Consider the following 12,620-nt stretch of genomic DNA (forward strand, 5'->3'; position numbering starts at 1 on the left):
CTCACAATGAACATCCTCTCCTACGGACACAAGATCCGTACTAATAGGGTGTCCACTAAACGAGGGTAACCTCAGACTTTCCGGACATACCGACTTAACCGGATATGGCACCCAGCGTCCATAGCGACGGCATACGCGGCGGTAAGATGCATCCCACACCTTTTGGCGGCCTGGCGTACCGAACATCCGCCTTGGACGAGATCTACAAGCTGGAAAGCCTGGCTCCCGCGGCGATCAACTCGTTTGGCTTTATGCACGACCGGCAATCCGTAGGCATGGCAAAAATTCAGAGCATGCCTGTAATGACAGCCAAGCTCACCAGCCGCAGAACGAACGCTACGCCCACTGCCAACCATGGCAACCAAGCCACGACGATCCGATTCAGACAACGAATAAAAAGGGCCAACAACCCCAGACACAACAACACCCTCCTAAGGAAAAGTGTTGCAACGACCCTCTGAACTCAAGTGAACCCAGGCCATGAAAAGGCTCCGCGGCTAAAAAGCCTCGGAGCCTTAAATCCGTGTGAAAAGTTCTTAACTTAGAACGGCACGTTGATGGGCAGGCCAGCTGCGAACTGGTTGTACGCCCAGTAAGCGTAGCCGATGATTTCACCGATCAGGTCAAATGCGCTGGACAAAGCAAACAAGGTATTCTCCTTCAACTGTCACGAAACTCTTATTTAGGTATCGCGACGGCATGCAACCGCGTTACATCGGCGCAATATTGTGTTTTTTGGGCAGGTCATGGGCCGACTTCGTGGCCAATTGCCGCAGCGCCTGGCGCAGGGCAATGCGCGATTGATTTGGCTGAATCATGGCATCGAGGTAGCCGCGTTCCGCTGCCACGTAGGGTGCTGTCATGGTCTCATCGTAGAAGTCCATGAACATCTTCTTGGTCATCTCGCGCTGCTCTGGGGTCTCGGCGGCCTCAAGCTGCTTTCCCGCAATCATGACCACGGCGGCGGCAGCACCCATGACGGCGATCTGCGCGGTAGGCCACGCCAAGTTAATATCGCCGCTCAAGTTCTTCGACCCCATGACGGCATAGGCGCCGCCGTAGGCCTTGCGCACGATGAGCGAGACCTTTGGCACGGTCGCTTCCACGACCGCGAAGGCGAACTTCGCACCGCGGTGAATCAGGCCCACCTTCTCCTGTTCCACACCCGGCAGGTAGCCCGGCGTATCGACTACGAAGACGAGCGGAACATTGTAGGCATCGCAGATGCGGATAAAGCGCGCGCCCTTATCGGCGGCATCGGCATCAATGCACCCGGCCAAGTGCATGGGGTTATTGGCCACAAAACCCACCGTCTTGCCGTCGATGCGGCCAAAGGCGGTGATCATATTCGGCGCGAAGTTTTCCTGGATTTCGATGATCTCATCGTCATCGCCAAGCTGGGTGAGCAGGTCCATCATGTCGTAACCGGCATTGGTGTCATCCGGCATGAAGGAATTTAGATCCTCGTCTTCGGTGATTTCGGCATCAGAAGGCGCGGGGAAAGTCGGCGATTCATCAAAGCAGGTCAGCGGCAGGTGATCTAAAATATCGCGCACCATGTCAAAGGCGTCTTCCTCAGAATCCACCACGGCGGAAACGTTGCCGTTCAGCTCCTGCTGGCGGGCGCCGCCGAGCTCAGCGGAGGTGACGTCTTCACCGGTAACCTCACGGATGACGTTGGGACCGGTGACATACATTTCCGCTTCCTCATCCACCGCGATGACAAAGTCTGTGGTCACCGGCGCGTAGACCGCACCGCCGGCGGATTTACCCATCATGATGGAAATCTGCGGGCTGCGGCCAGATAGCGGCAGCTGGCGGCGGGCAATTTCGGAGTACATGGCCAGCGAGGTCACCGCATCTTGGATGCGAGCGCCACCGGAATCTTGGATGCCGATGACCGGGCAGCCAATCTTGATGGCCATATCCATGATCTCGGTGACCTTCTTGCCAAAGGTGACACCCACGGAACCGCCGTAGACCGTCTTATCGTGAGCATAGATGCATACGGGCCGGCCGGATACGCGGCCATAGCCTGTGACCACGCCATCGGAATAGATGGCCTCCGGGTCACCCGGAGTCTTGCCCAAGGAACCAGTTTCGACAAAGGAACCTTCATCCAAGAGCTCGTTGATGCGCTGGCGAGGAGTGGTACGGCCTGCCTCGTCGCGGCGTGTGCGGGAACGCTCACTGCCTGGATCTTGCGCCTCATCTAGGCGCTTGCGCAAGTCAGCGAGTTTCTCAGCGGTTGTTTGCTTGGCCGCCACGTATCTTCTCCTCGATCCAATCGTTCATATGCTTGCCCACGGTGCCAATGGCTGGCTCGTCCGGCACTGCCAAGTGATCACCGGGCAGCTGCACAATATCTAGATCCTTAACGATAACGCCCCAGCCGCCATCCGGATCAACCTCAGCGTAGCGCGGCTCTAGCTCGATCGCACCGTCATGCATCCGCTCGGAGCGGAAAAGCAGCACGGGAACGCTGACATCGGCCCAGCGGTGGAAATCGATCTTGGCCAAAATCTGGTTATCCACAAAGGACGCGCGCTGGTGCTCCAAGACGCCGGCGGAAAGGCCGTGTTCGGAGGCATCCGTCGTGGCCAAGAATTCCGCCAGCATGGTCATCAGAGCGTCCTCGCCCATGGTGTCCAGCATCTCGTACGGCGGCTCAAAGTCCAGGCCGTAGGTCTTCTTGGCAAAGGCGGCGTAACGCTCCCACCGGGCACGGGTTTCCTCCAGCGTATCCGGTGCCGGGTGGGACGGCTGCGTGGTATCGAGCAAGGAAATGAAGGCGACCTCTGCGCTCTCCTCCCCACGCTTGCTGCGCTCTGCCAGCTGGTAGGCCACCTCGTAGGCCAAAGCGCCGCCAAAGGACCAACCGCCGAGGACGACCTTGCGGCCGCGCGCATAGCGAACGATGTCCTCGATATAAGCGGCGGCTCGCTCTTCTAAGGAGCCCTCAATCCTTTCCACGCCGTAGACGGCGACATCCGCTGGCAGCCTGCGAGTCAGCGGTTGGTAGACAACCGTGGTTCCACCGGCCGGGTGGAACATGAACACGGCGGGCCCATCGGCCTCACGCAGGACGCGGATATTGCCTTCCACCTCGGTCTCGAGGCCCTCACGGACCAGGTCAGACAAGGTTTCCAGTGCTTCGGCGTCGAGGACCTGCTGCGCGGTGACATCGATGTGGGCGCGCTCGCGCAAACGCTCGGCAATCTGTGCTGCCACTTCCTCGGAGATTTCCGGAAGCGGCGAGGTCACGCCCGCCGGGGCCTTGCCGGTAATGCTTGCCCACGTGCCGAAGACCATGCGTTCAGAGGCATCGCGCGGGGCAATGCCCACGCCCTGCTCTGAGGCCTCCGCAGTCTCGTCTGCTGCGGGCGCGGACTCTGTAGCCGCCGGTGCAGCGTCGGCGCTAGCGTCACTGTTATCTAAGCGACCGCCAGCAACGGCCTCCTCAACCATGGTGATGACGTCTGCCAAGGAGGCATCGCGAAGCGCCTGCACCTGCAGCGGTGGAATCTGGAAGTCATTTTCCACGCGGTTTTTAATGCGCATGCCCATCAAGGAATCGAGGCCCAGGTCAATCAGCGGCAGCTCGCGCGGGAGATCCGAGACGTCATAGCCCATGGATTCGGACACGATAAGCGCCAGGCGGTCCTCGACGGTCTCTTGCCGTGGATCCCAGCGCACGGCATCCACATCCTCCTCCTCGGCAGCCGTCTCCGTGCCGGCGTTGCCCTCTGGCACCGCCGCCACCCCAGGGATCGCGCCCGCGCCCAAATCCAGGCCGGAGGCAAAACCTTCCGCCAAGAGCTCAGTGCGCGTGTCCTGCACGCTATAGACGGCAATGGACATTCCACCAATGGACGTGGTGACGACGGTAGTAATTTCCCCGTACGGCGGGAGATCGCGGTGTTCCTCCGCGGCCACGATGTGTGCCCCAGGCTGTACCGCTTCTGCGGCAGCCTCCACGATGGCCAGCGTGGACGGGGCCTGATCCGCGTTGGTGGAAAAGGCTACCTTGCCCTCCGGCAAGTTCACGCGGTTACCGGGCAGGCCGGAGACCCCGGCCGAAGGCCGCGCATTGGTCCAAAAACGCTGGCGGTTGAACTGCGTGTACGGCGCTTCTGCCTGCGAGCCCGAGCCCACTACGGCGGCGAAATTCACCAGGGTTCCCGTCACGTAGAGCTTGCTCAACAAATCCAACAAAGACTCGGTAGGGTCCACCTTGCGCTTTAAGCTATACAGCAATTGCGCATCGGCCTTGCCCACGGCAAACGCCGTAGACATAAGCCCCATGAGCGCCACTGGGTTCGGCGAAATCTCCACCAGCTGAGTGTGCCCTGCGGCAAATGCTTGTTCCGTAGCGTCCTGCAGGTACACCGGGTAGCGGGTCATGCGCAGCCAGTAATCCTCATCGTGGACGGTGGTGCCGGGGCGGTAGACCTCGCCCTTATCCACGGAGGAAAAGAGCGTCGTATGCAGCGGGCGGGCCTCCATGCCGGCGATGGCTGCTTCGAGTTCGCCCAAAATCGGATCGACGGCAGAGGTATGCCCCGCGGCCTTCACGTTGAGGGCGCGGGCGAATTTCCCTTCATCGTCGAGTTTTTCCACCAACTCCAGTACCGCCTGGCGCGGACCACCCACGGTGGTCATGCCGGGGCCGGTATAGACGGCTGGCTCGATGGATGCATCGAGGGCGGCAATGTCTTCGGCGGATAGCTCGACGACGGCCATGGCTCCTTGCTCGGCATCGCTTAGCGATGCCTCTCCCTCGCCCATCAAGCGCGCGCGGTGGCAGGCAATAATCATCGCATCCCGCGCGGAAATTCCACCTGCGGCATAGGCCGCGGCGATTTCACCCATGGACATGCCCATAACGCCCGCCGGACGCACGCCGAAGGAGGCCAGTAGGTCCGTCAGCGCGATCTGGATGGCGGTGATGGCAACCTGCGCCGTTTCCGTGTCATAAGTTTGGGAATCGTCTTCAACGATGCCCAGGATGGACCAGCCTGACTCGAAATCCACGATGGCATCGAGTTCTTTCAGCCGCGTACTAAACAGCGGTGAGAGGGCGATCATGTCCTTCGCCATCTTGCGGTGTTGGGAACCAAAGCCTGAATATACGAAGACCGGCCCCTGCACCTGCGGGGAATCCGCGGCCGCAATGCCAACAGACACCTTGCCCTCAGCCACCTGGCGTAGGCGCTTAATGGCCTCTTCAGTCGAGCTAGCCATGACGACGGCGCGCGAGCGCGAGTGGTTGCGGCGCGCGACCGTGCGCGCTACATCTGCCAAGTCTGGCTGCTCTGCCTCTAAGAAATCCGCGAGCAGGCCCGCCGCACGCGCGCGGCGAGACGGCAAGAGGCCAGAGACCGGCAACGCCACCGTTCCGGTGGACAACTGCGGATCACTGGTGCGCGGGGTGCCCTGGTAATCCGTCAAGACGACGTGGGCATTCGTGCCGCCAAAGCCAAAGCCCGATACGCCGGCCACCTTTTTCCCGGAGTATTCCGGCCACTCGCGCGGGTCTTCAACGACCTCGAGGCGCTCGCCCACGAAATCGATATAGCGATTGGGCCCGGAGTAATTGATATTCGCCGGGATAATATCGTGCCGCATGGCCTCGATGACCTTGATGAGGCCCACGACACCCGCAGCGGATTCAGAGTGGCCGATATTGGTCTTGGCAGAGCCCAAGAGGACGGGCGATTCCATCCCACGCCCAGTACCCAGCACGCGACCGAGCGCGCTAGCCTCGATGGGATCTCCCAAGATGGTGCCCGTTCCGTGGGCCTCCACATAATCCACATCCTCGGGTGCTACGCCCGCGTCCGCGTAGGCACGGCGCAACACGTCTTCTTGCGCTTCTGGATTAGGTGCGGTCAGGCCATTCGAGTGACCATCGGAATTGACGGCAGAGCCCTTAAGAACGGCTAGGATTTCATCGCCATCGGCCTCCGCATCCTCCAGGCGCTTGAGCACCAGAACACCGGCGGCATCGGCACGCACGATGCCATCGGCGTCATCAGAAAAAGCATGAATGGCGCTGGTAGGAGAAGTAACGCCCAATTCCGAAAAGGCGGTGGAGGCGTGCGGGGCAGCCAAGATATTCACGCCACCCGCCAGCGCTACATCGGCGGCGCCGGTGCGCAGATCCTTGATTGCATGATCGACCGCAACCAAGGAAGACGAGCAGGCCGTATCCACATTGATGGACGGGCCGCGGAAATCCAGGGCATAAGAAATGCGGTTGGCAACGATTGCCGAGGAACTACCCGTGAGCGCATAAGGATGCATCTCCGTGGGATCGGCGGTAATCAGCATGCCGTAATCATTATTGGTCGAGCCCATGTACACGCCCGTGTGCGTGCCGCGCAGCTCATTGGCGGGAAGGCCCGCGTTCTCCAACGCGTGCCATACCAACTCGAGCAGGATGCGCTGCTGCGGATCCATATTCGCGGCCTCTAGCGGCGATAGGCCGAAGAACTCCGCATCAAAGGAGGCAACATCATCGATATAACCGCCATCGGTATTGTGCTGCGCGATCTTCTCACTCAATACGGGATCGGCGCTGTACTCAGACCACCGCCCCACCGGCAGCGGCCCCGTGCCCGCGCGCGATTCAGCGAGCATGGTCCAAAATTCCGGCACATCTTTAGCGCCTGGGAAACGTCCGGACAAGCCGATCACTGCAATATCAGAACCCTGCGCGGCGCGAGCTGTGCGCTGCACGCGCGGTGCATCGTCGTGCCGCCCCGCGGGCTCATTAAGCAAGCGATTGGCTAGAAGCTCAATCGTGGGGTACTCATACGCCACCGTCGCATCGAGCCGCGTGCCTAAAAGATTTTCTAATTCGCCCGACAGCACTACGGCATCCCGAGAAGAAAGACCATAGTTTTCCAGTGGGGTGGAATCTAAAATCTCTGTGGCCGCTACGCCCGTGGCCTGGGATACCCAGTCACGCAGCCATGCACGAAGTTGCTCGATGGTCATAAACCGTCTTTCCTAGTGGGGTTAATAGAACGACAAATACCTATATCGCTCTATTTTGTCACCTTGTTAACTTAACGTCCGAATCCGGCTTTAGGCTTGGTAGTCCTTTTTCGCCACGCGGCGGGCAATCTTATGCGAGGAGGTGCGCTTAATTTCCCCTGGCGCCTTCCACACGATATCGCTCGGGGTAATGCCGTGATTCTTTGTCACGGCCGTGCGAATTGCGTCGCTGGCGGCGGCGTCGCCGGACGGATCCGCGTCATCGGCGCGCTCCACCAAGAGCACCAAGGATTCTGAGTTTTCGCCCTCCACGGCAAACGCAGCGATGGAATCTGGGCGCACGTGCGCGGATGCGTCCTGCACGGTGCCTTCAATATCCTGCGGGTAGTGATTGCGCCCGGCGATGACAATGAGATCCTTAAGCCGTCCGGTGATATACAGCTCGCCCTCGATGATGGTAGCGAGATCGCCGGTGGCCATCCACCAGTCATCCTCTGGTAGGCCATCCTGAATGCGCTCGCCCAGGGTATTGCGGAAGGTAGCCGCGGTTTCTTCTGGGCGGTTGAGATAGCCAGTTGCCATATTTTGTCCATGCACCCAGATTTCACCGATGGTGCCCTCTGGGACCTCGGCCTTGGTTTCAGGATCCACGATGGCAAGGTGCTGGAACGAAACGCCCTGGCCATTCGAGGCGAAGGCAACCGTTGCAGCTGACTTTTCCTCAATAACAGCGTGCCCGTCCGCCAATTTTTCGCGGTTGAAATGGGAAATGACGGGGCGCTTTTTATCCTGTGCGGTAGCGACGATGAGGGTTGCTTCCGCCAAACCATAGGAGGGACGCAGCACGGAACGCTCGACGCTGAAGGTATCTAGGAATTTCTGCACCGCTGGTTCCGTCACCGGTTCAGAACCAATGAGGATTCCATCAACGTTGGAGAAATCCGCGTCCTTGCCGTAGCGCGCGGCCAATTCCAAGGCGAAATTGGGCACGGCGGTATAGATATTCTTCTCTTCACCCGGCTGGCGGCTGATGCGCTCCACCCACCGATTGGGATGCTGGATGAAGTCGCGCGGGGTCATCATGTCCAATTCGATGCCCAGAATAGTGGTGAATAGCGCCAAGATGATGCCCATATCGTGGTGCATCGGCAGCCACGACACCACGCGCGGCGGGAACTGCAGGTTCACAGCCCGGAAGATCTGCAGCACATTCACCAAAATCGCGCGGTTGCTCAGCTCCACGCCGGCAGGGGTGCGCGTGGAACCAGAGGTGTACTGCAAGAAGGCGGTGGAATCCACGCCCTCGCCAGCGACCGGCTTCCACGACGCCGCCAAGGAATCAGGCAGCGCATTGATGGAAATGACGCGCGGGCGCTCCCGCTCAGTGGAGAAATAGGTGCGTACCGCCGCGGCGGATACACGGTTGGTCAACACGATAGGGGGCTCGCAGTCAGCAAAGACCGCCTTGAGGTGGTCCGCGTGTCCCGGCTCATTCGGATCATAGAGCGGAATCGGGGTCATTCCCGCATACATCGCGCCTAAGAAACCAAAGAGGTATTCGGGGGAGTTGCCTGCCAGAATGGCCACGCGGGTGCCCGGTTCTGCAACTTGTTGCAGGCGCGCTGCCACCACTTTGATCCGGGTATTGATTTCCTGGCGGCTGAGCTCACGGGCGGTGTCCTCCTCACCGTAGAGCCACTGTCGCATTACTACCTGCGAAGTATCCGCGTCTGCCTGGTAGAGGGTCTCGGCCAAGCCTGCCAAGGTGAGTTCTGCGGGGAGGGCGATATTGCCCTCGGCGTCAAAAAACTTCCCCATGAGTTGCTGTAAATCCATCGATTCTCCTTTGGTAAATGCTTTTGTCTTAAAAAATATCGATGTTATAGCGCCTCATATTACACGGCATCAATGACACGGTGGGCCCAGTCCACAACCCACTGGTTCGCAGTAGTCCCCTCAATCACGCCGCCGTTATCGGCGTACTGCGCGTGTACTCCATTGGCCCCGATTAAATCCCTGGCGCGTTCCAAACCATTGCCCACGCCGGTGGGCGCATCACACACGGTGTCATTGGGAGCACAGATCTGGAAGGTCCTATCCGCAAGCTCTCCAAAGCCGTGCGGACGCGCTCCGCGCATAGTCGCTCCAGGCACGATGGGCTGAACGAGGCCAGAGACGGGTTCCAAGGCAATCTCGGCGCCGATTCCACCCAGCTCGTGGCCCGGGTTTTGGCCCACGCCGTTTTCACGCCGTCCATCTGCAATCAACGCCACACCCGCGATATTTTCTGCGGGGATTACGCCTTCGCCACCACCGATGTCATCGGCCACATCGCCGGCAATGACCGCGCCTTGGGAAAAACCGCTCAAAATGAACTTGGTCTGTGGGCAGCTATCGTGCATGCCGCGCAGCTCCTCATTCATCTTCGCGGTGCCCTCATCACGGGAATCGGTGTAGCTCATTTCCTCCTGCGCATTGATATTTTTAAATTGCGCAGTATAAGGAAGGGTCCACACCTTTACATTATCCCCGTAAGCCTCCTGCAACGGCTGCGTAATAGACAGCATGAACGAGCGTGGATTAGCAGAAGGGTTGAGGGGATCATCGTCGGCCGCGGATTCCCAGGTACCTGGCGCGGAAATAAACTCCACGGCCGGGCACCAATCCGGCTGGGATTGCTCCGGTGGTGCTGCAGACTCTGACTCCTTGGGGGCGCTAGGCCCCGCCGAGTCCGAGGTCGTGAGGTAGTGCACCGCCCCCACGCCGATGACGACGAGGAGGGCAAGGACGGCAACAACGGTAATGATTTTTCGCATGAACTAGTTGTACCCGGAAAACCTCAAAGGAAGCTAGCAAAGGGCTGAACGTGCGTTGTTCTGAAGCAGCTTGGTGAGCTCGTCAAAGTCCTTATCAGAGCGTTGCTGCTCAATCAGTTGCCCGGCCACTGCGGGAATAGTGATTTCATCATCGCCGCAAGCGCCCTGGCCTGCACCGAGGAGCTGATCTTCTACCCCATCGACGTTCACGCCAGCATCCTTTAACGAATCCAGATACGCAGCCTCTTCCTTGGGCAGCTGCGCGGACGGGATTTCAGAGATCTCGCGGGCACCACGGTCCTCCGGGGAGTTCGCGGAACCAGACCCGTTCCGCGGCTCAGCGGAGCCCTTGGAATCGTGCTTGGACTCGGAGGGCTCCTCCGAGGAGGAAGCGCTGCTAGATGCAGACCCGCTGCTGCTCGTGGTCGATTCTTCGGAGGTCTTTTCACGCGACAGCGGCGCCACCGAAGTGTCATTGCCGGAGTCACTATCCACGGTGGCAGAGTCACACCCTGCCAAGCCGAGGCATAAGACCGCTCCTACGATGGCTAATTTACGCATGCTTATTTCTTTTCAGCCTGTACGCGGCCCATGACTTCACTGATCGTTCCGTGCTGGAACTCCTGCTTCAATCCACCAGCTGCGATTTCGGAGTAATCAGAGGTGGGCCAGCCAAATTCGCCGTGTTCCCAGCCCTTCTTACCCCATTCATCCATGATGGCACCCTTCAAGATGTAGTGCGCACCGGATTCTGGGGACCAGTAGATGGAGCCATGCTCAAATTCCTGGAAGAAGCCATTGCCATCCTTGACCTTCTTCTCACCGTCCGTGGGGAAGCCCAGTGGGGATTCGACACCGCCCATATCCTTGTACTTTTTGCCAATGGCACCAAAGGACACCTGGTTCTTGCCGTCCGGGTTGCGGGTCAAAACGCCGTTTTGGAATTCCTGGGTAAAGCCTTCGCCCACCTTCTTGACCGGGCCGGTCGGGTACTTCAGATCGCCGCCTTCATAGCCCTTCTCGCCCCACTTCTTAAACATGTCGCCGGTGATTTCCCAGGCGCCGGTCTCTGGGCTCCAGTAAATGGAACCGTTTTCGAAGTGCACGTAGCGTCCCTTGCCATCTGGCGTCTTAAGTTCATCGGACTTCGGGAAGCCCAACCAAGAGGTAGGGCCACCGATTTCCGCATAGCGGGCGCCAATGCGGCCGTACAGGGCATGCGCACCGGTCTCCGGGGACCAGTACGCCGTACCAGTTTCGAAGTCTTGTGCCTTGCCCTTATCAGCAACGTCATATTCGTTATTCAGGCAGGAACCGATGCGGCCTTCCTTGGTGGCCTTGGCGATCTCGCCTTCGGTCTGACAGTTCGCACCGCGGTCGGCCTTGTCAATATTGAGGGCATCCGCAATGTACGGCCATGCATTCTGCATCTCAAATTGCCAGAATTCCCAGCTGTGCACGCCGGAGGGGCGGAATTTCACCACAGGTTCCACATTGGCGCGCTTCGCGTAATCCACGAAGGTCTGGGTGGACATGCGGGAGATGACCTCGAGCCCCATGCCGGCCAAGCTGGCCTGACCCTTGGCCACGGAGGTGGCATTGCCAAAGTCATCCTTGCCGTTACCGGCAGAGACATAGACCTGCATGTCCTTGAGGTTTTCGATGCCCAGCTTCGGATCGTGGTCGATCCAGTTCTGCGAGCCCGGCTCGCCCCACATCTTGTGGGAATCGAATCCACCGGCATCGCGCTGCGCGGCCATGATGGCCTGCGGCATGCCGCGGGTGGTCGTATCCAGGTAGCCAGAGAACGAACCCACGAAACCGAACAGGTGGGGGTTGCGCTCCGCCAAGTTGATCGCCGCGGTACCACCCATGGACAGCCCAGTGACCGCACGCTTCTGGTTGGAGCGGTATTCCTTATCCAAGATGGGAACCAATTCCTTGGTCAGGAAGGTCTCCCACTTGTAGTTCTTGCCTGCATCCGGCTGCTGCCAGTCGGAGTAGAAGGAGGATTCGCCGCCCACTGGCATAATGAGGTTGACGTTGCGGTCCGCGTACTGGTTGAGGATATTGGTCTCAATGGTCCAGCCGGACTCGTCATCGCGGGCGCGCAGGCCATCAAGAGCCCATACCTCTGGGAACTTCTTCTCCGGCTGCGAATACCAGTCGCGCGCGAGCTGGATCTGCACCTTCTGCTCGTGATCCGGCATGGCTGCGGACTGGATATAAACCATCAGGTGACGGTTGGACAGGTACTCCACACGGTTGATCTTTACGCCATCCGGCAGGCCCTCCACCTGTGGATATTCGGTCTCCACTGGAGTACGGGCCGGCGGATCCTTGGGCGCAAAGTGATCAGACAGACTGCTGCCGTTGCCTGACTGAGAAGAGCTCATGTCACCGAGAGAGCTTTGGGCGGTGGCATTGGGCAGCAGGGCAAGTCCAACGGCAATGGCGGTCGGCATGGCTGCTACCGCGAGCCCCTTGCGGGCCTTGCCCGGGGAAGTGTTTTTGCGCATAGGTAAACGTCCTTGAAAATTTACCGCGGCCGCATTCCGAAGGTTCCCCTCCTCCGGACTGCTACCTGCGGCGTGAGCTGTCTATTGTGCGCTTAAGTTTAAGTTGAACTTGAGGCTTTGGGAAGGCTGACACGCCGTACAAAGTTATATCACCATTTATCTTGATAGATCCTGCCCATTACGTTGTTTGCAGTTCCACTTGAAGGAGCCCAGGATTCGTAACTCTGCCCCTGTGCAGGGACAGGTTATGTTTGTCTGCGTTCCTTTTGCTTTTCTTTTTCAG

Annotated in this window: 6 protein-coding genes; all 6 read right to left on the reverse strand. The window is 59.3% G+C overall.

The annotated features are described in order from the left end of the window. Nucleotides 1–710: 710 nt before the first annotated feature. The gene (locus ABRP66_RS11070) at nucleotides 711–2,267 is read right to left on the reverse strand and encodes an acyl-CoA carboxylase subunit beta (protein ID WP_284783745.1); all 1,557 of its coding nucleotides are present in this window, start codon (nucleotides 2,265–2,267) and stop codon (nucleotides 711–713) included. Beyond that, nucleotides 2,242–7,002 (reverse strand): beta-ketoacyl synthase N-terminal-like domain-containing protein, encoded by a 4,761-nt coding sequence (locus tag ABRP66_RS11075; RefSeq protein WP_349838684.1) that lies wholly within the window; start codon nucleotides 7,000–7,002, stop codon nucleotides 2,242–2,244. Before ABRP66_RS11075 ends, ABRP66_RS11070 begins: the two co-directional genes overlap by 26 nt. Before the next feature lie 90 nt (nucleotides 7,003–7,092). Further along, complete coding sequence (locus tag ABRP66_RS11080; protein ID WP_284783743.1) at nucleotides 7,093–8,838, reverse strand: FadD32-like long-chain-fatty-acid--AMP ligase; 1,746 nt, start codon at nucleotides 8,836–8,838, stop codon at nucleotides 7,093–7,095. 59 nt (nucleotides 8,839–8,897) lie between these two features. Beyond that, complete coding sequence (locus tag ABRP66_RS11085; protein WP_284783740.1) at nucleotides 8,898–9,818, reverse strand: cutinase family protein; 921 nt, start codon at nucleotides 9,816–9,818, stop codon at nucleotides 8,898–8,900. Between the two features lie 33 nt (nucleotides 9,819–9,851). Next, a complete protein-coding gene (locus ABRP66_RS11090) occupies nucleotides 9,852–10,379 on the reverse strand; it encodes a hypothetical protein (RefSeq protein WP_349838685.1) in 528 nt (175 codons plus the stop codon). Nucleotides 10,380–10,381: 2 nt separating this feature from the next. Beyond that, nucleotides 10,382–12,337 carry an alpha/beta hydrolase-fold protein gene (locus ABRP66_RS11095; RefSeq protein WP_349838686.1) on the reverse strand — a complete coding sequence of 652 codons (1,956 nt, stop codon included), beginning with the start codon at nucleotides 12,335–12,337 and terminating at the stop codon, nucleotides 10,382–10,384. Between the last annotated feature and the right edge of the window lie 283 nt (nucleotides 12,338–12,620).

It is taken from the genome of Corynebacterium sp. KPL2680, assembly GCF_040225675.1.
In the GTDB taxonomy this organism is placed as follows: Bacteria; Actinomycetota; Actinomycetes; order Mycobacteriales; family Mycobacteriaceae; genus Corynebacterium; species Corynebacterium rhinophilum.

Coding starts and splice junctions, on each gene's coding strand:
- ABRP66_RS11080 (WP_284783743.1), bottom strand. CDS start 8,838: ATGGATTTACAGCAACTCATGGGGAAGTTTTTTGACGCCGAGGGCAAT.
- ABRP66_RS11085 (WP_284783740.1), bottom strand. CDS start 9,818: ATGCGAAAAATCATTACCGTTGTTGCCGTCCTTGCCCTCCTCGTCGTC.
- ABRP66_RS11090 (WP_349838685.1), bottom strand. CDS start 10,379: ATGCGTAAATTAGCCATCGTAGGAGCGGTCTTATGCCTCGGCTTGGCA.
- ABRP66_RS11075 (WP_349838684.1), bottom strand. CDS start 7,002: ATGACCATCGAGCAACTTCGTGCATGGCTGCGTGACTGGGTATCCCAG.
- ABRP66_RS11095 (WP_349838686.1), bottom strand. CDS start 12,337: ATGCGCAAAAACACTTCCCCGGGCAAGGCCCGCAAGGGGCTCGCGGTA.